This is a genomic window from Noviherbaspirillum aerium, assembly GCF_008929045.1.
Taxonomy (GTDB): domain Bacteria; phylum Pseudomonadota; class Gammaproteobacteria; order Burkholderiales; family Burkholderiaceae_D; genus Noviherbaspirillum; species Noviherbaspirillum aerium.
This window is the reverse complement of the sequence record NZ_VFAH01000002.1, coordinates 261,668-282,633: the sequence shown is the minus strand read 5'-3', so window position 1 is coordinate 282,633 and position 20,966 is coordinate 261,668. Positions and strand designations below refer to the sequence as shown.

The following is a 20,966-nucleotide window of genomic DNA, read 5'->3' as shown; positions in this document are numbered from 1 at the left end:
CCTTCCGAGGCACTATGGAACGTTAATCCGAAAAAGACAAAAGAGATCGCTGTCAAGTTGGATCCAGCCGCGCATTTCCGGGAATCGAGCGCCAACATTTCACTGTTACGGTGCCGTGCGAAGGGGCGGCAGTCTCGACATAACGCATGGCTGAACGGACATCCTTCCAGCCAACATATTCCATAAGTGTTTTCACGTCCCGGTTAGAACGCCTATCTGCCAGGCTTAACAAGTGCCGACGCATTCTTGCTCGATGCGAGTCGTACAATCAGCCTTTAACCAGTTCCGTATATCTTCATTGCTTCATCACCTTGCTGCGGAAGTGTTTATGCAATGAACTCTAATTCTTTTTCTCGCACCGGGGAAAATCGGTTAGCGCCGTAACTCTGACATGATCTTTTCGGCGAGAAAGTCACATGGCGGACGGTTGGATTTGGCGCTTCGGGCGAGGATGACCTCCAGCGGGGCAATTTCTGGCAATTCCTGTGCTTGGCCGAGCAAGGTAAGGTGAGCCGGAACAGCACACCGCGCGAGAGGGGCCACTGCCAAGCCGGCGTCGACCATGCTGAGCAGTCCAAGCAGGCTTGGACTCTCGTAAGAAGTCCGATAGCCGATTTTCGCTCGCTCTAGACTACGGATCGCATTTTCCCTCGCAACGCTGCCAGACAAAAAAACAGCAATTGGAAGCGGTCTCTCGCGCCAAATGTCATGTGCACTCGGTGCCGCTGCCCAGACCATGGGCTCGAACCGGATGAACTCTCCCGACAAGCCCTTTACACGGGTCCCGCAAACTAAGTCGACTGTTCCATCCTTTACCATGGGGGCGAGCGCTACGCTCGGCAGTCCGACCACTTGGATTTCCACTTTCGGATAGATGGCAGAAAACTTCTTCAGGATCGGGGGCAATAATGATGACGCGTAGTCATCGGGTACACCAATGACGACGCGTCCGGTGACGTCGGGTCGAACCACTGCAGCCCATGCTTCATCGCGTAGGGTGAGCATACGTCTTGCGTATGCCAGGAGTACTTCACCATCTTGTGTCGGGATGACGCTTCTGGACCCTCGTACGAAAAGCGGCTTGCCGAGCGCAGTCTCAAGCGTCTTGATCTGCATGCTCACCGCCGACTGCGAGCGATGGACGACTTCGGCTGCGCGGCTGATGTTTCCCGTGTCAGCCACGGCTACGATCATCGTCAGGACGTCCAGATCGAGTGCTTTCATTGGTATCAGATAAATTGATAAGTGAGTTCAATATTACGCGATTTTCTTAGATGACGGTGTCGTGCATAGTATCGGAAAGGAGCCTATTTATGAATGCCCGAACCGACCCATCAGTCCTTGTGAACTCTGAGTTGCGCTTTGCCTCGATTCCATCCGGCATCTCCATTCCATATGTTGCTCGCGGATCGGGAGAACCGCTGGTGTTTGTTCACGGTTCCCTCTGCGATTACCGATATTGGAATAGTCAAACAGACATTCTTTCACAACACTTCTTCTGCATTTCAATCAGTCTTAGTCACTATTGGCCCGCAGCCGATGCCGGCAAACAAGGACAGTTTGGATGGAGGGCACACGTCGATGAACTGGCCGAATTCATCACGGTAATGGATATCGGGCCGGTCCATCTTGTGGGGCACTCGAGAGGCGGATGCATCGCGTTTCATCTGGCGCATGAATACCCGTATCTGGTTAAAACGCTGACGCTCGCTGATCCGGGTGGTCCTTTGCATACCGGTGCAACGCAGGAAGCGGTATCTCCGGTCTCAACGGATGCCCTTCGTGTAAAAGTGGCCAAGCTGATCGAGAGTGGCGAGATTGATGCTGGAGTGGAACTCTTCGTCGACTCGGTTAGCATACCCGGCGTCTGGCGAAAGAGCCCTGTCAGTTTTCGTACGATGGCAATCGATAACGCATCCACGCTTCCAAAGCAGTTTCGAGATCCATTACCGGCTTACACACGTGTCTCAGCAGCTAAGGTGAGGTGCCAGACGCTATTGATTGCAGGAGAAAAGAGTCCAGGAATCTATCGCGCCAACGTTGAAAAGCTAGAGAGCTGGATCCAGTACGCGCGCAAACAAACCATCACAGGTGCATCCCATGGCATGAACGTTACGCATTCGGCGGTATTCAATCGGCTGATTCAAGCCTTTTTGAATACTTGAAGGGACTGATCGCATGCTGCTTCTTGTATGGCGTAATCCGCGATCAAGTGCGCGTAATGCACCCATGCCACCGGCATTGCCGACCACCGTCCATGCAACGTACGGGACAGTGGTCGGCCGAGCTGCAATAATGGGTGCGGCGATTACCTTACATCGGCGTTCCCAGCGCAGCCTTCGCATTCCGCGACGGGAAAGCGTGCGCGCATCATGGTCATATAGGTGTCTTCCGTAGTCTCTCGACGCGCCTTCACCAGCGGCACGATATCGTCGGTGGCGACGTAGCGCAGTCGATTGCTGCCGTCGCTTGCGGCTTCGAAGATCACCCGTGCCACGTCCTCGCTTGTGGCCAGGCGCTGGCCGCGCAGGTTAGCAAAAATTTTCGCCGCGGCAGCGTTGAAGTTGTCATAGTCGGCGATTGGGTTCAGTTCCTGTGACTCCGAGCCGCTGCGGTCACCGAAGCCAGTATCCAGCACGCCGCCCGGCTCGACGATCTTGACCGCGATGCCCAACGCCGACAGTTCATAGCTGAGCGATTCGGAGAAGCCTTCCACCGCGAACTTGGTGGCAGTGTACAGCGAGATCATCGGCAGGCCGAACACGCCGGCACCGGAAGTGATGTTGATGATCGTGCCGCTACGTCGGGCGCGGAAATGGGGCAAGATGGCACGAGTCACGCGCATTAGACCGAACACGTTGACGTCGAACTGTTCATGCATCTTTGCTTCGGCGGCCGCCTCGAACACGCCGAACAAGCCGAAGCCGGCATTGTTCACGACCGCGTCGATGTTGCCGAAGCGTTCAATGCCATCGGCGATGGCCCGGGTAATGCTGTCCGGATCCTGCACGTCGAGACGGGTCACCAGAATATTGGGGAAGCGGGCCAAGGGGCCGCCATCCTTGGGCACACGCATTGTGGCGATGACGTTCCAGCCCTGACGGGCAAAGTACAGGGCGGCGGCGTGGCCGAAACCGGATGAACAGCCGGTGATGAGAACTGTCTTGCTCATGAAGTTACCTTTCTGGCATATGGGATGAGGTGCGCGCGCCAAGAAATGGTAAGGGGAGGCAGTCGTACCGACAATCCGTCCCGAATTGCATGAGGTAATGAATAGAATCGAATAATCAGTATGCCGTGCCCGAGGCGGCTATACTTATGCACTAGTGATAATGCATGCTTGCAACCCGGCTTGCCGGTTCGCATGACTTCCATGAAACAAGCTGCTCTGCATGAACTGAACGCCGTTGTCGCCGTGGCCGAACATCGGAGCTTCCGCAAGGCCGCTGCTGCGCTTGGCATGTCGCCTTCGACCCTCAGTCACAGCATCTCGGCGCTGGAGACGCGTATGGGCGTGCGTCTATTCAATCGCACCACGCGCAGCGTCGCTCCGTCCGAAGCGTGTGAACAGTTCCTCGCTGAAGTTAAGCCAGCGCTGGACCGGATTGAACAGGCGATCGCCGGCGTCAGTGCCCTGCGCGACACCCCTTCAGGCACCATCCGCATTAATACATCTGAGGGCGCGGCTCAAATGGTGCTGGCACCGATCGTGCTCGAGTTCGTCGCGAAGTATCCAGAGATGCAGGTCGATCTAGTGACAAACGGGAGATTGGTCGACATCGTGGCCGAGGGCTTCGACCTGGGTATCCGTCAGGTGGAGCATCTGCCGCTGGATATGGTGGCGGTTCCCTGCACGCCGCCGATACGCTTCGTCGTCGTGGGTGCGCGCGAGTACTTCGGGCGCTGTCCGGCGCCGCTGGTCCCAGCCGACTTGCACGACCACCAATGTATTCGCACGCGCCTGCCCAGCGGCGCCCTGTACCGCTGGGAGTTCGAGCGCGACGGAGTGGCGGAGACCATCGAGCCGGCCGGCCAATTGACCTTCGACGACTATCATTTGATGATCCGAGCGGCCGAACTCGGCGCCGGTTTGGCGTGGGTCAGCGAATGGTCGGTACGAACAGCCTTGGACGAGGGCCGTCTGGTACAGGTACTGGATGACTGGTCTCCTGCGTTGCCGGGCTTGAGCGTCTACTATCCCGGGCACCGCCACCTGACGGCCGGCATGCGTGCGTTTCTCGATGTCGTGCGCCATTCGTTGTCATGCTCCGGCCTGCCATTTGGGGAAGTGGCAGCGATCGCGGCTAAATTTTAGCGATCATAGCGTTTCTTGTGATGCCTATGGTCATTTCTGAAATCTTAATGCCTGGTGCTCGTTACCGGCAAAATCAAATACTCATCCTGCACCGGGCAGCAGGCACTCCAACTTATCTCGCCGCCGCTTTTAAAAGAATCACGCTCCGTTTCGGAAGCTCGCGGATAGAGAGAGAGAAGGCCCCGACATAGAGATGCCTCGGGAGCTTTTATTTCTGTGTCAAATAAAATCCATCAGCACTTCAATTGCGAGTATTGCAAACAAGCTCTGTTGTTGGAAGGTTTGAGCGGCAGTTTGTTAAATCCGGACAGAGAGGTTGATTGCGTAGCTCGAGGTGAGGAAGGCTAGCAGTGCAGCCACCTCTGGCGGAGGAGGCTTGTCGGAACAAGCCTCACGGCAGGTCATGAGCCAACGTGCCGGGGCGGTCTAGCGGGTTCCTTTTCGCCGCCTGTGGCGTGACTTCCTCGTGCAGGCGTACTTCATAGGCTTCATTCGCAGAAGCATTGACGGTGGCTGAGGCACAATTGCGCTTCCTGCCACCGTACAGTCCGGACCTCAATCCCATTGAACAGGTGTTCTCCAGGATGAGAACTTATCTTAAGAAAGCAGCCAAACGCACGGTCGCAGAGCTACGGTCGTTCATCGGAAAACTAATTGACGACTTCGCTCCGGATGAGTTTGAGCGATACATTCGCCATTCCGGCTATGGCAAGTCGGCGTGTAAACGCTCTAGCGGAACCGCATGATGCCGTATTCAAGCTATTTTATAATCCGGGCACATCAGTTGCCCATGGAAGAGAAGCACGGGCTTTCCCTCGCAAACCTAAGGTCAGGTCGCCATTGCCTTAGGCGTGGGCCGGCGACGTTTCAGGCTGGAACACCGAACATCGCCATCCGTTGCAAAATGTAGTTGAGCAGCTCCATTGCAGCAGCCGGAAGCGGCCTGCCGGACTTTACGAGAAGCCGCGCATGGGTAGCTTTGAACAAGGGATGATCGATCGGTACAACGGCAAGATCTCCCGACGCAATTTCCCGATAGGCGGCAAATTCCCCAATCAGCGTCATGAAGTTATCATAGGCGACTAACTGCTTCAAAGCCGTAAGCGAATTGGTGACCAGGGTAGGGCGCAGCTTGATATTCTCTGCAAACTCCACCAGTGCTGCCGCATGGCCAATTCCGAATGTGGCGGGCATGATTGCAAGCGGGAACGACAGCAGATCTTCGATGCTGGCAGCACCGCCCCGTACCGCTAATGGATGATCAGGCCGCAACAGCAAGACAACAGGCTGCGCTGCGCTTGCCTTGTACTCGATGCGTGGATGCGGTGGCGGGTTATAAGCAAGCCCGATATGCGCTCGGCTCTCCGCGACTTCATTAAGCACATCGTCTACCGGCAGGATGGTCATGCTGATCTGGAGCTTGGGGTAGCGGGCACAAAATGGCGCGAGTACCTCGTTGACGAGCGGATCCACATAGCCCTCGCTCAATACAAGCTTGACTTCGCCTTGCTGCAACCCCTTCAGCAAATGCAGCTGGTCTTCGAGTTTTTCCTGGTGTGACCGGTAACCATGCCAGAACTCCAACAGATGGGCCGCAGCCGCCGTCGGCTTGACGCCACGGGCTTCGCGTTCGAAGAGGGCGGTATCGAGCTCTTCCTCAAGCAGCTTAATCTGGCGGGTGATCACGGAAGGCGACGTGTTGAGGCTGTCTGCGGCCCTGCGAATCGAACCATGCATGACCACTTCGCGAAAATACCTCAGGCGTTGCTGACTGATTTCTCGCATTTCCATCCTCCTTGGTGCTTGCCATATCAACATGATACGCAAACCTGCTTTGTGTTGCCCAAAAAAGAACGAAGTGTGAACTTAGTTGCTCTTGGTGTGGGCAATCCGTAGTGGCATCATCGGTTCACACAACAATAACAATCGACCGATTCACAAGGAGATACGCATGTTAGCCATACCCACCACAGTCGCAGGAAATGACGTCCCGGCTCTCTATAGCAAGATCAACTGGCGGTTGCTGCCCTTTCTGCTGATCTGTTACCTGTTTGCATATCTCGACCGGGTTAACGTAGGCTTCGCCAAATTTCAAATGCAAGCCGACCTTGGATTGTCTGACGCCGCCTATGGCGTGGGCGCAGGGATATTTTTCATCGGATACGTCCTGTTCGAGATACCGAGCAACCTGATGCTGCCCCGAGTGGGAGCCAGGAAAACATTCAGCCGGATCCTGGTGCTTTGGGGTATCACTTCGGCATGCATGCTCTTCGTCCGCGATGTGCCCACGTTTTATGCACTTCGCTTTCTGCTCGGCGTCTTTGAAGCCGGGTTTGCCCCGGGCATGATCTACTACTTGTCTTGCTGGTACGGTCCGCAACGCATGGCTCGGGCGATCGCACTGGTATTTCTGGCCGGTCCGCTCGGCGGCATCATCGGCGGCCCGGTATCGGCGTGGCTCATCACCGCACTCAATGGCACGGCCGGACTGGCGGGATGGCAATGGATGTTCCTGGTCGAGGGTTTGCCTTGCGTCCTCCTTGGAATCATCGCATGGCAGTTTCTGCCGGACCGGCCAGCAGACGTGACTTGGCTGTCCAGTGATGAAAAGCGGCTTCTCGAAGCCGAAGTCAGCTGTGGCGCAGCACACGGCCATTCCTTCAAGGCCGTTGCCAGGAATCCAAAGATCTATGTGCTGGCCTCGGCCTACTTCTGCATCATTGCCACTATCTATGCCCTCAGCTTCTGGCTGCCTTCCTTCATTGCAGCGCAGGGCGTCACCGATACCGTGCAGCTTGGCCGCTACTCTGCGATACCTTACATCGCCGCTGCGGTCGCCATGTATGTCATGGGCCGCCGCTCCGACCAGGTAGGAGAGCGCCGCTTTCACAGCGCGGTGCCGGCGGCCGCGGGCGGCCTGCTGCTGGCCGCGACCACCTTGGTGGATGGCAATCTCGTTGTTTCGCTCATTCTGCTAACGCTTGCCACCTCCTGTTTTTGGATGGCCTATACCGTGTTCTGGGCGATGCCGTCCGAATATGTCAAGGGACCGGCGGCTGCCGGCGGGATTGCGCTTATCAACACGATCGGCCTGTCCGGCGGCTTCTGGGGACCAGCGATCATTGGATGGGCCAAGACCGCCAGCGGAAGCCTTCACCTCGGCGTCCTGGTGATTGCCATGCTGCCGATTGCCGCATCGTTAATCATCCTGGCTAGCAAGCGTCCGATGCAGCCGTAACGTCACCCGGTTCACTACCTATATCTATCGTACGGCTCAGGCAAAGCCGAATCATCAAGGAGCAATAATCATGTTATTACATCTATCTACCTGGGCCGAAGTGGAACAGTATCTGAAGCGCAGCCGCGCCATCGTCGTGCCGATCGGATCCAATGAGCAGCACGGTCCCACCGGACTGCTTGGCACTGACTGGCTATGTCCGCAAATCATCGCGCAGGAAGCGGAGAAAGCGGCCGACATCCTGGTCGCTCCTACCTTCAACATCGGCATGGCGCAGCATCATCTTGCCTTCCCGGGAACCATTTCACTGCGGCCGTCCACCTTCATCGCCGCCATCGGTGACTGGATTCGCTCATTGGCGGGACATGGTTTCGAGAAGATTTTTTTCCTGAACGGCCATGGCGGCAATATTGCCTCCATCGAAGCGGCGTTCGCCGAAGTGTATGCCGAAGCCAGTTTCGCCAGGCGCCGCGCCGGCTATGCGCTGAAATTGAGCAACTGGTGGGACCTGCCGGGCGTCGGCGAACTGGCGCGGGAACAATTCCCGACCGGGCACGGCGCTCACGCCACGCCGTCCGAAATTGCCGTCACCGAGTGGGCGTTTCCCTCCGCGCGCAAATCGGCCGACTATGCACCGCCAATCGCACCGTCCGGACCCATTCGCGAGGCGCTTGAATTCCGGAGCCGCTTCCCTGACGGCCGTGTCGGTTCCAATCCTGGACAAGCCACTCCTGAAAAAGGCGAGGCGCTAGTCAGGCTCGCAGCGCAAAGCCTGGTAAAGGAACTGGAAGCCTTCATCGATGAGCCGGTCCCGGCATGATGTTCCTGGTCCGCCTGCGTGCAATCGACGCAGGCACCGAGCAGGACGGTCCGACGCACCCTTATCTGGAAACCCCATGAATCATAATGATATCTATGCACGCTTGAAGGAGCTTCGCATTGAATTGCCGCCCTCAGGCGCGCCTGCGGCGGCCTATGTCATGGCCGCCGACAGCGGCAAACTTGTGTACTTGTCGGGCCACATTGCAAAGAAAAATGGCTTCGCATGGAGCGGCAAGCTCGGTGCAACTATGACGACAGAAGAGGGGCGCATGGCGGCACGCTCGGTAGCCATCGATTTGCTGGCCACCCTGCATGCCCATATTGGTGACCTGAACCACGTCCGGCGGATCGTTAGGCTGGTGAGCATGGTAAACTCGACACCGGATTTTACCGAACAGCATTTGGTGACAAATGGCGCTTCCGAACTGTTCAATGAGATTTTCGGCGATGCGGGAAGGCATGCCCGTTCAGCATTCGGCGTCATCCAAATTCCCTTGGGTGCGTGCGTGGAGCTTGAACTTTGCGCTGAGGTCGAGTGAGGTGATGCAATGAGGCGATCCGTCCTGGTTGTGATGATTGTAGTTGCAGCGTTCTGCGCGAGCATCGCATCCATTCGCTACGGCATGAATGAAGCCAATGCCTCCGAGACCGCTAGCATCCCGCGGCCGGCGAATGATCTCCCGGTGCAAGGCGCCATACCGAAACTGGAAGGGGCCGTGACCTGGTTGAATTCAGCACCGCTGACACCGGCCCAACTACGCGGCAAGGTAGTGCTCGTCGATTTTTGGACTTACTCCTGCATTAACTGTATCCGCACCTTTCCGTATATCCGGGCATGGGCGGACAAGTACCGTGACAAAGGTCTTGTAGTGCTCGGCGTGCACACGCCCGAGTTCCAGTTCGAACAGGACCTTGCCAATATCCACACCGCGATGAAGCGTTTCATGATTGACTTTCCAGTTGCTGTCGATAGTAATCACCGCATCTGGCAGGCATTCGGCAACCGTGCATGGCCAGCCATTTATCTGGTAGACCCCAAGGGAAACATTCGTTATCGCCAGTTGGGCGAAGGACACTACGACAAGACGGAGCGGGCTATTCAGGCACTGTTAGCGGAAGCCGGAAAAGAGAAGGTCCCTACTGATTTGGTCCATCCTACTGCTTCGGATGAGCAAATGGCACCGGATGTCGACCGGATTGGCTCCGAAGAAACCTATATCGGTTATGAGCAGTCGACCAATCTCCGCTCGCCGGAGTCCGTCAGGAAAAACGCACTCCAGACCTACTCCGTGGGCGAACTCGCGTTGAACGACTGGGGACTTTTTGGCGCCTGGACGGTCATGGCGGATCGGGGTACCGTCAGCAAGGAAGGCAGTGGTATAGCCTACCGGTTCAGCGCGCGCGATCTCCATCTTGTGCTAGGACCAGGTGCGGCCGGCAAGCCTGTGCGTATACGAGTCACAATTGACGGTCGTGCGCCAGGGGCCGATCACGGCGCCGATATCGACGAAGAGGGAAATGGCGTCATATCGCAGACGCGGCTTTACCAACTCGTGCGTCAAGCGGGAAAGGTAAGCGCACGACGCTTTGAGATCCGTTTTCTCGACACGGGCGCTGAGGCGTACGCCTTCACGTTTGGTTAGACTGCACGATGCTCAGGAGCATTGACATTGATCGCGTCGATCTTGTCGATCTTGTCGACCTTGTCCATTAGCAGCGGCATCCACGCCGCCGTTCGAAGAATAATGATGCTGGAGCGCATTCGGCCTGACTGGACCAGACGAGGACGATAAGTTTTGCGCGCGGGACAAGGCGTGGTGACGCGACATGGCAAGGAAGGTCACCTCACAGTGCAGTATCGTGAGCTCGTGAGCAAATGTTACGGCATGGTTGGTCCGGTCAAGCCGAAAGCGCTCTAGAATGCATCCATAGGCTCTTTGCCCATATATCCATATCAAATAGACTGCCATACATTATTAAAGCGAATCACCTTTAGTACTTCATAACCAGACTGAGGAGCGACAAATGAACTTGCAAGAGCTTTTCGGGATATCACTGCCTATTATCCAGGCCCCCATGGCAGGGGCGCAGGGAAGTGCATTGGCGGTTGCCGTTTGCAAGGCCGGGGGCCTGGGGTCGTTACCATGCGCCATGCTAAGCGCGGACGACATGCGCAAGGAACTGGCCGCAATAAGGGCGCAAACCGACGCGCCATTTAACGTCAATTTCTTTTGTCACACCCAGCCTGATGTGGATGCCGAACGTGAAGCGCTCTGGCGCAAGACGTTGTCACCTTACTATGCCGAGTTTGGAGTCGATTCATCCACCATTGCCACTGGGTCTGGCCGGATGCCATTCGATGCGCAAGCCGCTGAGATTCTGGATGAGTTTCGGCCCCGCGTCGTAAGTTTTCATTTTGGTCTTCCTAACGAACAGCTGCTCGACCGCGTGAAGTCATGCGGCGCCAAGATCCTTTCCTCGGCCACCACAGTCGAAGAGGCGCTTTGGCTGGAGGCGCGTGGTGTCGATGCCATCATTGCGCAAGGACTGGAAGCTGGAGGGCATCGCGGAATGTTCTTGACGGATGACCTGACTACGCAGATGGGAACCTTTGCATTGCTGCGCCAGGTGATACAGGAAGTGAAGGTGCCCGTCATTGCCGCAGGCGGAATAGCCGATGCCAAAGGGGTGGCTGGCGCCATGGCACTAGGCGCCGCTGGCGTGCAAATCGGGACGGCTTACCTGCTTTGCCCAGAAACGAAGATCAGCGCAGTGCATCGCTCAGCGCTTGCGAGTTCGGGTGCGCGCCATACTGCGCTGACCAATATTTTTTCCGGCCGGCCGGCACGCGGGATAGTCAACCGGGCAATCAGAGAGATCGGGCCGATAAATGCACAAGTACCGCCATTTCCGATGGCGACATCAGCAATTGCACCGTTGCGGGCCAAAGCCGAAAGCTCAGGCTCAGGCGACTTCTCGCCGTTATGGAGCGGGCAGAATCCGAGTGGATGCAAGCCTATTCCCGCGTACGACCTTACTCAAATATTGGCTGCGGAAGTCTCGCCAAATCACTCAGCAAGCAGCTCACATCAGAAGTAATGCAATGTCGCGCAGTGTCGCAACGTTTGATTTCACGTAGGCCGCAGGACTGATTGCGGAAGTTATGTCCTGAGACGGAAGTCAGGACTACGACTCTATGTGGCGTCGGGAACGGCGAATGGATTATTGCGAGTCAAAGTGAGATCAGCGCGTAGCCCGCAACTAGAGCGGAATGCAGATGACTGTACGGTCGCCTCGGCTTGTCTTGGGCGCATGGCGGCGTTGGTCGCCGCTGGTGTGGCCCGCCACACGGCGCTTCTCCCGCCTTGCCCTGCATCCCAAGGCAAACCGATGCTTCCGTACATCCACCTGCAATCCGCACTAGAGGCGGACGCGCAGCGGTTGACCGGCCTACGCTTACTACCCGGCAGTCTCATGGTCATTCAACAGGCATTGGGCACACCGACGACCCGCGGTGAAACGGCAGGCGCTTATCTTGCTGAATTCGTTGAGAGTGTGAAGCGGTCTGGCTTTCTTGCTAAATCAATGAAGCGCCATGGTATCGAAGGTGCAAGTGTTGCTCCGTTGGCTGAGGCTATACAGTAGAAATATCAAACCGAAGTCAGACCGTTTTCGATTTTCTTGTCTTGACGATTTGAAATTAAAGAAGTCGGGAACTGTCATCTTGTTACCGACAAAATCTTCTCGTATGCGCTCTGCGAAGAACCTTCAATAAAAAGAGCCATTAATCTTCGGCTGGCAATGGCATCTGTTTAATGAATACGATTGCCCATTGACGTTGCCGCGTCGCGAATAGGCTTGAATTCGCTAAGCGGCCTTGTACTGCTAGTCCAGCTTAATGTTGGCCTGCTTGGCGACTGACTGCCAGCGGGCGATCTCCTCGGTCAGGAACTTCGAGAACGCCTCCGGTCCTACCGGCAAGGGGTCGATGTACGATGCTGCAAGCTTGGCCTTGACATCGGGCAGCGCAAGCACCTTCGCGATCGATTCGTTCACTTGCTGCAGGATGTTAGCCGGCGTCTTCGCAGGAGCAAGTACACCATACCAGGCGCTTCCCACGATTCCCGGAATACTTTCAGAGATGGTCTGCACCTGAGGCAGTTTGGGGTTGCGTGCCGTGCTGGCAATAGCCAGCACCTTGAGCCGCTTCTGCTCAATAAACGGCATGGCGGCTGGCATCGAATTGATCACCAGGGGAATCTGACCACCCACCGCATCGGTGAGCGCCGCACCCCCGCCCTTGTAGGGCACATGCACCAGATCAATTCCCGACTTGAGCTTCAACATCTCAGACAGCAGATGCGCCACCGATCCCGAGCCGCCCGTGCCCACGGCTGAACCGTTCACACGATCGCGCGGAAATGCGAGCATCTCTTTCAGCGAGTTGGCCGGAAAGGACGGATTCGCCACCAGCAGTTGCGGCGACGAACCGATGAGTGTAATCGGCGCAAAGTCCTTGCTTGTATCGAATGCAATCTTGGGCTGTACCGCAGGATTTGTGGCATGCGCCGTGTCCGTGATGAGCAGTGTGTAACCGTCTGCATCACCCTTGGCGACGGCGCCCGCTCCGATCATTGAGTTGGCGCCGGGCTTGTTCTCAACGATGACGGTCCAGCCCATGGTTTCCGTCAGTTTTTGCGCGACCATGCGGGCGACCATATCCGCGCCGCCGCCAGGTGAATACGGACTGATGATCCGGATCGGGCGACTGGGATAATTGTTGGCGAGCACCGGGCCCGCTATGTAACTGGCGGCCATCGCGGCGGAGGCGGCGAGAAAGTCGCGACGAGTGAGGTGAGTCATGGTCAAAGCTCCTAAATGTTCAGTCGTTGGAAATCCCGATCATTCCGGGTGCAACATGGTCAAGCTGGATTCGGCCTAGAGCAGCCGCGAGTCTTCTCGCAAGGGCCAGATGACTTCAATACGGTTGTCGCGTACGCCGTAAATGTACCGATGCAGGTGAATCGTGGTGTCGGCGTATCCAGGCACCAAGGCAACTCTCTCGCCGACTCGTGGCTTATCCGAAGGCGTGCTCAGTTCAATCTTTCCGTGCTCCGCGGAGAAGCTGACCGACTCCACCTGCGATACAAGGATTGGCAAAGGCGTGCCGGCATCCGTACTGAGTGCCTTTTTTCCGGCGTCTACCACGATGCGCTGAGGAGTAGGGCGGCTTGTTACGGTCGCCAGAATGAAGAGAGCGTAATCCAGGTCAACGTGATACTTGGTGCTGTACCTCACATCACCGAAGATGCCGCCTCCCGCCTCTATCTCTGTTACGTCGGGAAGGCGGCATGCCGTTTGATAGGTCCCTGTACCGCTGCAGCTCACAATACGAACGGGAATCCCGGCACTCCTGCACCTATCGGCAGAATCCGTAAGTAAGCCGATCGCATCTCGGATCGCCGCCTCCTTGGCTTCCGGCGGGACGATCTGCGTGGTATGGCCTTCCCATGTCATTACGCCGGCGAAATTCAGACCTGGCAGGTCGACCAGCGATTTGGCAAGTTCAACGACCGGTTCGCCTGGAAGCACACCCGCTCGACGGGTTCCGGTGTCCACTTCGATTAGCACCCTTAGTTGACAACCAGCGCGCAGAGCCGCGTCGCTCAGTGCCTTGGCATTGTCGATGTTGTCCACGCACACGGCCACGTCCACTCGACTGCGCAGCGCCACCAGCCTCTCGATCTTGGCCGGCGCCGTAATTTGGTTGGCAATGAGAATGTCTTGAATGCCGGCATCGGCCATGATGACCGCCTCGGACAGTTTTGCGCACGTGACGCCGAATGCGCCGCGTTCGATCAGGAGTTGTGCCACCTCACCGCTCTTGTGCGGCTTGCAGTGTGGCCGCCATCCAACGTTCGCCTTCCTGCAAGCTGTAGATATCCGCTCAATGTTGCCTTCAAACAAGTCAAGGTCCACCACCAAAGCCGGGGTGTCTAGGGTGTCAAGTACGCTTGCGCCGAGTATTGATGGCAATTTTGGTTGGTAAGCCAACGGACACTCCAAAGGAAAGAATGGCGTTTAGTGTATATTCGTACTAAAAAAAACGCAAACGAATAATGGCAATGCTATTTTCTTAGAATCGTGCGCACATATAAGGCAGAAGCTGATGGTTTTGACGGAGCGCACATTTTTTCTGATGATTCGCTTTATTGTATTTGCGTGTCACGAAATACGGGATGGAAGCTTGTTTGCCATGCTCGACTGATGACATCGGTCTACCTTGTTTTCTAGCTCGACGACGGCGGTTGAACCTGACGTGTGCTTTTCCCAGAGACTGTGGGTAACTGAAAGGTGCATAATTCGCTCGCGCCACAAGGAAAGGATCTCAATGCCATCGGGAACGCTTACGGTCGGACAGAACAGGACTCTCAAGGAGATCGTGCGCTATGTCTGCGAACGCCAACTGCAGGCTGGCGACAGACTGCTCGAGACGGTGCTTGCCGAAGTCACTGGTACTTCCCGCACACCGGTGCGCGTAGTGTTGGACTACCTGGTGAACGAAGGAGTCGCGACTTATGAAAAAAGCAAGGGGTACATCCTGGCTGTTGACGCCGGCTCTATCCCTGAGACGGTACTCGACCGACTTCGACAGCCGGAGGATCCGCTCTACGTCCAGCTTGCGGAAGCGCGCCTAAACGGCGAGGTCGCCGGGTCGGTGACTGAGTCCGACCTCATGCGCAAGTTTGGGGCGACGCGCTCAGCAATACGGAGAGTCGTAACGCTGGCGCAGCGAGAAGGATGGGCAGTTAAGGAGGCCGGTTACGGAGTACGCTTCTTGCCGATCATCGACAATCAGGACGCATATGACGACATGTACCGACTCCGTCTTGCACTTGAGCCGGCTGGAATCCTCAGCCCTCGGTTTAGGCCGAACATGGTGCAACTTCGTGCCTTACGCGAGGAGCAGGAAGCCATTCTCAAGGGTGGCCACAACGTCATCTCTGCTTCGGATCGATTTGAGTCCAATGCGCGTTTCCACGAAACGATCATGTCATGGTCGCATAACCAGCTTGCGTTACAAATTCTGAGGAATCTGTACCAGATGCGCCGCTTGGCGGAGTATCGCCAAGAGAAGCAAGCTCAGCCGCGACAGGTGCATGTCACGCACGATCATCTACAAATCCTCGATGCCATTGAACGAGGTGACACCATTTCAGCGGCAAGCCTACTGCGCCAGCATATCTCTGAGGCGATTGAGAACAAGGTGGCTACGGTCAAATTGACCAATTCCCCCCAGGCGCTTGCGGTGGCCCCCGCAAAGGTGGTCGAAGGAGCAGAAGGTAAACCAGGCAGCTCGAAGAGACGGCGCAAGGCATGTCAATAGCTGTACCGTCCATAGATTTATTGGAGGTACTGTACTTCTCAAGTTAGGCGCTGTGGATGAAAACGTCTACCGAAAATAAGAGTGTACGCAGGTATCCGCAGGGGGCTTCCCGAAGCTTCTTAAGCCATTGAAACATGGGCAGAAACTTCAGAAAACGGCACTAAGCTATGTACACAGCAAACTTCCTGCTAAAAGCAATTACCTAGTCTTGAAGAACACGAAGGATTGCTTGCAGGGACTTTATAAACATTATGCGTAAAAATTCGTCCTCAATTCCGTCAATGCGGTCGCGCCTTTCGCACGATCTCGTCACATTAGCAGTCGTGAACTAAACTGGGCAAGCGACCCATTACATCAACACACCGATACTGTTACCTTGGAACAAGAAGCTCCGCTTATTGTGACGCTGAAACTTGATGCTGTTTCTTTTGAACAGCTCGATACATTGCGTCGCATGCATTTTCCGCCAGAGCGCAACTTTCTGTCAGCTCACGTCACCTTGTTTCATGCGCTTCCTGGCAAAGAGCTACCCACCGTTCGCTCGCATTTGCAACGGATATCCGCATTGACTTCACCGATCAGCATCGCCTTCCCCAGCGTCCGGATGCTGGGGCGCGGAGTCGCCATCGAAGTCATGAGCGCTGAGTTGCAGACGCTGCATGCGCGACTTGCGGCATGTTTCCATGCCTGGCTAACGCCGCAAGACCGGCAACGCTTTCAGCCGCATGTAACCATTCAGAATAAGGTATCGGCGCAGCGAGCTCGCGAACTCTATGATTCGCTTTCGCCAGCCTGGAAGATGCAGACAGGCCGATCCCCTAGCTTATTGTTATGGGAATACAAAGGCGGCCCCTGGCATGGTATCGAAGAGTTTTCATTCGCCGGTGCATAATGTCTTGCGTCATGATGTGCGTCGCAGTTTCGGCATGCGGCCTGATGCACGAGGAAGGGCTACCTGCAGGAAAAAGGAGGCGGCTCGCGCCTCCCTTGAACGGTCGGATCGTCGGATCAGTCGCGTGCACGGCCCTGGTTACGCATGCCCTTCACCTGATCGTGGTTCAGCTGGACACCGCGGTATTGGTCTTCTACGATCAGACGAACGTCTTCGGGCAGGTTCTTTTTCAGAGCGGCTTCATAGTAGTGCTTGGCGACGTCTTCGCCCCGCTCGCATTCGTCTAGAACGTCCTGCTCGCTTTTTCCGGCGATCGCAGACCGAACGTCCACCCAACGGCGATGCAACGTGCCGCTTAAATGCGACGAGACTGCTGGATCGCCACCATAGTCAATGACCAGATCTTGCAACTCTTCGGCAGCGCGGGTGCAACGCTCGGCTCGATCATTAAAATAAGCCTTCAATTCCGGATTGTTTATGTCCTCGGCGCAGGTGCGAAATCCTTCTACCCCGTCTTTGCAGGTCTGGATCAATTCGTTTAAGGTTGAAACTACGTCATTCTTTTCCATGTGTCCACCTATTGTGGTTAAGTAACGATTTGGCATGTGACGAAATAACATGCTCGTTGAATGACGGCGGAAACGGCGCCAAGTTCTTGGTTGTAGGGCGCGCTGATGGCAGAAATAGCGAAACGTGCAGATCCCAACACCTCAAGCGGGCGTTCCCTCGGCTTACGGATCGATCCTTCACGGCACGGCAATCCTTGCCCGACTTTCCACGCCAGCCGCCAAGCTTGCGCGCCTTGCAGATTTACGGCGCGCCGCCGCTTAGATATGGGACTTGCTATCCAACAAGCATGGCTCGTTTCCCGCTGCCTTCCTGTGTCAGCGCCATCCGGAATGCGGCAAGCAGACTTACCGCAGCTTTTCATGGAGCCGAAACGTCAGGCTTGATGTCTTCACAGATCCGAAAGGCGAAACAGTCATCTAAAGCGAGCGATTCCTGAGACGCCTTTGAAGAATACCTGGATGGAGCGTCGTCGTTCGTCAACGCCGGTTCGTTCACCGCCTGCTTCGACTTGGCTGGAATGTCGGTTCAGGCGTCGTCTTCCGTAGTTAGTGATAGTGAGGCCACCGGCTACAATGCGCCGCCAAGCTGTCATGGCAGGAATCGCCGATCAGACTCATACCGGCCATAACCGGCCATGTGGTAATTCATCATCCCCCCTCTGAAGCAGACGGTTGCAACTTTTCCCCCTGAAAGCATGTTGAACTGCGACAAGCCCAGAAGTCGAGCATTTATAGCCAAACTCTTAATGAACTTTGTCTTGGTCATTTATTCATAACGATGGTGCGAAATTCAATCCTTTTCCTTGGAAAAAATTAACCAATGATCTTAAAGCAGTCAATGTTCCGGCCTTGGTGATTCATGGCGATGCCGACCAGACGGTGCCCCTCAAGGAGAGTAGTGCGCGTACGGTCGAGATGCTGCGTGCACCGCAATACCTTGTGTACGAAGGTGCCCCGCATGGCTTGTTTGTTACAGACAAGGACCGTCTCAATCGCGATCTGGTTCAGTTCGTCAACGGTATCTGATGCCCTTGCGAGCTCGCGGTGGCGCATGTCTACCTTACTTATTTTGAGCTGAAAACAGGCCGGCTGGGTTCGGCCTGTTCTACTGAAAGGAAACGCCGATGAAAGCCCTTGTCTATAAAGGACCGCGCGATGTGGTGGTCAGCAATGTGCCTGACGCCAAGATTGAAAAACCGACTGATGTGCTCGTGAAGATCACAACCACGAACATATGCGGTTCAGACCTGCATATGTATGAAGGACGCACTAGTGTGGAGGCAGGCAAGATCCTCGGCCATGAAAACCTGGGCATAGTGATCGAAGCCGGCGCTGCGGTGGAACGCGTGAAGGTGGGCGACCGGGTATGCCTGCCGTTCAATATTTCCTGCGGCTTTTGCGAAAACTGCGAGCGCGGCCAGACCGCGTTCTGCCTGATCGCCAATCCTGGCAATGCCGGTGCCGCCTACGGCTATGCCGAAATGGGACCCTACGCCGGCGGCCAGGCCGAATATCTGCGGGTACCCTATGCCGACTTCAACTGCTTGGTGCTGCCGCCGGATGCGGAAGAAAAGGAAAATGATTACGTGATGCTGTCGGACATCTTCCCCACCGGTTACCACGCCACCGAGCTGGCCGGCGTCAAGCCGGGCGACTCTGTCGTTATCTATGGCGCAGGCCCTGTTGGACTGATGGCTGCGCACTCGGCACTGATTAAGGGTGCGGCCAAGGTCATGGTAGTTGACATGCATGAAGACCGATTGGCGCTCGCTGAAAAAATCGGCGCCATTCCAATCAACAAGGTGGACGAATCGTGTGTCGATCAGGTTCTGAAGCTGACCAATGGGCGCGGCGCTGATTGCGGCTGTGAATGCGTAGGCTATCAATGCCATGACCATCCTGGACATGAAGTACCGAATCTCACCATGAATAACCTTGTGAAGTCGGTGAAGGCGACTGGCGGAATTGGCGTGGTCGGGGTATTCATGCCAGAAGACCCTGGTGCGGAGGATGAACTGGCCAAGCAGGGGAAGCTGGCGTTCGATTTCGGCACCTTCTTTACCAAGGGCCAGCGCATGGGTACCGGCCAGGCGAACGTCAAAGCCTATAACCGCAAGCTCATGCATCTTATCCAGCAAGGAAAGGCGAATCCGTCATTTATCGTTTCGCATGAATTGTCCCTTGATAAGGCAGCAGAAGGCTATGCGAGCTTTGACGCCCGCGAGAAAGGCTGGACGAAAGTTGTCCTTAAGAGCGGGACATAGGCGGCTTTCTTTCTTTTTGATTCGTTCGGAACAGAGCATGCCAAGCCGATCTTCCAATGCTCACAGGTACGCCAGGCTCGCATGCAAGGGCATCACTAGATATTTGGCTATCCAAACTTCCAGTTTGCCGATCTGCGGTGAGTGCAAGGCGTCACGGCGCTAGCCTGATGGTGGTGGCTTGCTTTCGGCGCCGTCCGATGAAAGTAAAGGAGTGGTACATGAAGGCAGTCGTATTCCATGATGTGGGCGATATTCGCCTTGACGACGTTCCGGAGCCAACGATCGAACAACCGGCCGACGCCATTGTCAGGCTCACCGCCAGCGCCATCTGCGGCACCGACCTGCATTTCATCCGGGGTACCTTTCCCGGCATGAAGGAAGGCACCGTTCTGGGTCATGAAGGTGTCGGCGTAGTTGAACAAGTGGGTCCGGCCGTACGAAATATCTGCGTCGGCGACAGGGTGGTCATTCCGTCGACGATCGCATGCGGCTACTGCCCGTATTGCCGCGATGGGCATTATGCTCAGTGCGACAATGCCAATCCGAACGGTGCTGCAGCCGGCACCGCGTTCTATGGCGGGCCGCAAGCCGCTGGTGGTTTCAACGGCCTGCAAGCGGAAAAAGCCCGCGTGCCCTTTGCCAACATCAACCTCGTCAAGCTGCCCGATGAAGTGAGCGACGATCAGGCTATCCTGTTGTCGGACATTTTTCCTACTGGCTATTTCGGTGCCGACCTCGCCGACTTCAAACCCGGCCATACGGTTGCGGTATTCGGTTGCGGACCGGTCGGTCAATTTGCGATTGCTTCGGCCAAGCTGATGGGTGCTGGTCGGATTCTAGCCATTGACAACCGTCCAGACCGCCTTGAGATGGCGCGCCGACAAGGCGCGGAAGTCATCAATTTCGATGAAGAAGACCCGGTGCAAGCAATCAAGGATCTGACGGGAGGCACTGGCGTTGAACGAGTCATCGATGCTGTCGGCGTCGATGCTGAATGTCCGCATCATGGCCCGGGCGCGCGACAGGCGCAGGAGAAATGCGAGGAGTTCCAAAAGGAACTGCAGCAGATCGCGCCGCACCAGCATCCGCACGGCGACAACTGGCATCCGGGCCAAGCACCTTCGCAAGCACAGCAGTGGGCGATCCAGGCGCTAGCCAAGGCAGGTACGCTATCCATCATCGGGGTGTATCCGCCCAACGATACATCTTTTCCAATCGGCATGGCGATGAACAAGAATCTGACCATACGGATGGGTAACTGCAATCACCGCAAATACATCCCGCACTTGATCGAGCTGATCCGCAGGGGCAGCTTCGATCCGACCAGCGTGCTAACGCAGCGGGAACCGATCATGTCAGCCATTGAGGCTTACAAGGCTTTCGACACTCGCCAGCCGGGATGGATCAAGGTGGAGTTACTGCCGCAGAATGCGGGGAGCAACCCGTCATAGAAGTTCAACTGATAGCAGTATGGCCGAA

General features: G+C 56.1%; 19 protein-coding genes. 13 read left to right on the top strand and 6 right to left on the bottom strand.

Annotated features, from left to right (window positions below; translation table 11 throughout):
- Window positions 1-372 precede the first annotated feature (372 nt).
- Entirely contained in the window at window positions 373-1,224 is an 852-nt protein-coding gene (locus FH061_RS04560; RefSeq protein ID WP_192804908.1) for a LysR substrate-binding domain-containing protein, read from the bottom strand.
- Window positions 1,225-1,313: 89 nt separating this feature from the next.
- On the opposite strand from FH061_RS04560, the gene FH061_RS04555 reads away from it, so the two are divergent.
- Window positions 1,314-2,165: an alpha/beta fold hydrolase gene (locus FH061_RS04555; protein WP_151633421.1), complete on the top strand. Its 852-nt coding sequence runs from the start codon at window positions 1,314-1,316 to the stop codon at window positions 2,163-2,165.
- A gap of 143 nt (window positions 2,166-2,308) precedes the next feature.
- On the opposite strand, the gene FH061_RS04550 is transcribed toward FH061_RS04555, so the two are convergent.
- Complete coding sequence (locus FH061_RS04550) at window positions 2,309-3,172, bottom strand: SDR family oxidoreductase (protein WP_151633419.1); 864 nt, start codon at window positions 3,170-3,172, stop codon at window positions 2,309-2,311.
- Window positions 3,173-3,364: 192 nt separating this feature from the next.
- Between FH061_RS04550 and FH061_RS04545 the strand changes: the two genes are divergently transcribed.
- On the top strand, window positions 3,365-4,315 hold the full coding sequence (locus FH061_RS04545) for a LysR family transcriptional regulator (RefSeq protein WP_225984481.1): 951 nt from the start codon (window positions 3,365-3,367) through the stop codon (window positions 4,313-4,315).
- A gap of 509 nt (window positions 4,316-4,824) precedes the next feature.
- The gene (locus FH061_RS04540) at window positions 4,825-5,061 is read left to right on the top strand and encodes a transposase (RefSeq protein WP_192804907.1); all 237 of its coding nucleotides are present in this window, start codon (window positions 4,825-4,827) and stop codon (window positions 5,059-5,061) included.
- Window positions 5,062-5,182: 121 nt separating this feature from the next.
- Here FH061_RS04540 and FH061_RS04535 read toward each other — a convergent pair whose 3' ends face one another.
- On the bottom strand, window positions 5,183-6,100 hold the full coding sequence (locus tag FH061_RS04535; protein WP_151633415.1) for a LysR family transcriptional regulator: 918 nt from the start codon (window positions 6,098-6,100) through the stop codon (window positions 5,183-5,185).
- Between the two features lie 166 nt (window positions 6,101-6,266).
- Here FH061_RS04535 and FH061_RS04530 point away from each other — a divergent pair, with 166 nt between their 5' ends.
- The 5 genes from FH061_RS04530 to FH061_RS04510 all read left to right on the top strand — a co-directional run bounded on the left by FH061_RS04530 (window position 6,267) and on the right by FH061_RS04510 (window position 11,474).
- Window positions 6,267-7,553 carry an MFS transporter gene (locus FH061_RS04530; RefSeq protein WP_151633413.1) on the top strand — a complete coding sequence of 429 codons (1,287 nt, stop codon included), beginning with the start codon at window positions 6,267-6,269 and terminating at the stop codon, window positions 7,551-7,553.
- A gap of 70 nt (window positions 7,554-7,623) precedes the next feature.
- Window positions 7,624-8,373 (top strand): creatininase family protein, encoded by a 750-nt coding sequence (locus FH061_RS04525; RefSeq protein WP_151633411.1) that lies wholly within the window; start codon window positions 7,624-7,626, stop codon window positions 8,371-8,373.
- 76 nt (window positions 8,374-8,449) lie between these two features.
- Entirely contained in the window at window positions 8,450-8,914 is a 465-nt protein-coding gene (locus FH061_RS04520) for a RidA family protein (RefSeq protein ID WP_151633409.1), read from the top strand.
- A 9-nt stretch (window positions 8,915-8,923) separates the two neighbouring features.
- A complete protein-coding gene (locus FH061_RS04515) occupies window positions 8,924-10,018 on the top strand; it encodes a thioredoxin family protein (protein ID WP_151633407.1) in 1,095 nt (364 codons plus the stop codon).
- Between the two features lie 382 nt (window positions 10,019-10,400).
- Window positions 10,401-11,474: an NAD(P)H-dependent flavin oxidoreductase gene (locus FH061_RS04510; protein WP_151633405.1), complete on the top strand. Its 1,074-nt coding sequence runs from the start codon at window positions 10,401-10,403 to the stop codon at window positions 11,472-11,474.
- Window positions 11,475-12,260: 786 nt separating this feature from the next.
- Here FH061_RS04510 and FH061_RS04505 read toward each other — a convergent pair.
- Together FH061_RS04505 and FH061_RS04500 are read right to left on the bottom strand one after the other, a co-directional pair.
- Complete coding sequence (locus FH061_RS04505) at window positions 12,261-13,238, bottom strand: tripartite tricarboxylate transporter substrate binding protein (RefSeq protein WP_151633403.1); 978 nt, start codon at window positions 13,236-13,238, stop codon at window positions 12,261-12,263.
- A gap of 75 nt (window positions 13,239-13,313) precedes the next feature.
- Window positions 13,314-14,429: a DSD1 family PLP-dependent enzyme gene (locus tag FH061_RS04500; protein WP_192804906.1), complete on the bottom strand. Its 1,116-nt coding sequence runs from the start codon at window positions 14,427-14,429 to the stop codon at window positions 13,314-13,316.
- A gap of 337 nt (window positions 14,430-14,766) precedes the next feature.
- On the opposite strand from FH061_RS04500, the gene FH061_RS04495 reads away from it, so the two are divergent.
- Both FH061_RS04495 and FH061_RS04490 read left to right on the top strand, forming a co-directional pair.
- Window positions 14,767-15,762: a GntR family transcriptional regulator gene (locus tag FH061_RS04495; protein ID WP_151633399.1), complete on the top strand. Its 996-nt coding sequence runs from the start codon at window positions 14,767-14,769 to the stop codon at window positions 15,760-15,762.
- Between the two features lie 376 nt (window positions 15,763-16,138).
- The gene (locus tag FH061_RS04490) at window positions 16,139-16,654 is read left to right on the top strand and encodes a 2'-5' RNA ligase family protein (protein ID WP_225984480.1); all 516 of its coding nucleotides are present in this window, start codon (window positions 16,139-16,141) and stop codon (window positions 16,652-16,654) included.
- 116 nt (window positions 16,655-16,770) lie between these two features.
- Here the strand turns inward: FH061_RS04490 and FH061_RS04485 are convergent, their stop codons facing one another.
- The gene (locus FH061_RS04485) at window positions 16,771-17,223 is read right to left on the bottom strand and encodes a ferritin-like domain-containing protein (RefSeq protein ID WP_151633397.1); all 453 of its coding nucleotides are present in this window, start codon (window positions 17,221-17,223) and stop codon (window positions 16,771-16,773) included.
- Window positions 17,224-17,976: 753 nt separating this feature from the next.
- Here FH061_RS04485 and FH061_RS04480 point away from each other — a divergent pair.
- The 3 genes from FH061_RS04480 to FH061_RS04470 all read left to right on the top strand — a co-directional run bounded on the left by FH061_RS04480 (window position 17,977) and on the right by FH061_RS04470 (window position 20,938).
- On the top strand, window positions 17,977-18,249 hold the full coding sequence (locus FH061_RS04480) for an alpha/beta fold hydrolase (protein ID WP_151633395.1): 273 nt from the start codon (window positions 17,977-17,979) through the stop codon (window positions 18,247-18,249).
- Between the two features lie 98 nt (window positions 18,250-18,347).
- Entirely contained in the window at window positions 18,348-19,487 is a 1,140-nt protein-coding gene (locus FH061_RS04475; protein ID WP_151633394.1) for a glutathione-independent formaldehyde dehydrogenase, read from the top strand.
- Window positions 19,488-19,705: 218 nt separating this feature from the next.
- Complete coding sequence (locus tag FH061_RS04470) at window positions 19,706-20,938, top strand: zinc-dependent alcohol dehydrogenase (protein WP_151633940.1); 1,233 nt, start codon at window positions 19,706-19,708, stop codon at window positions 20,936-20,938.
- Window positions 20,939-20,966: the final 28 nt, after the last annotated feature.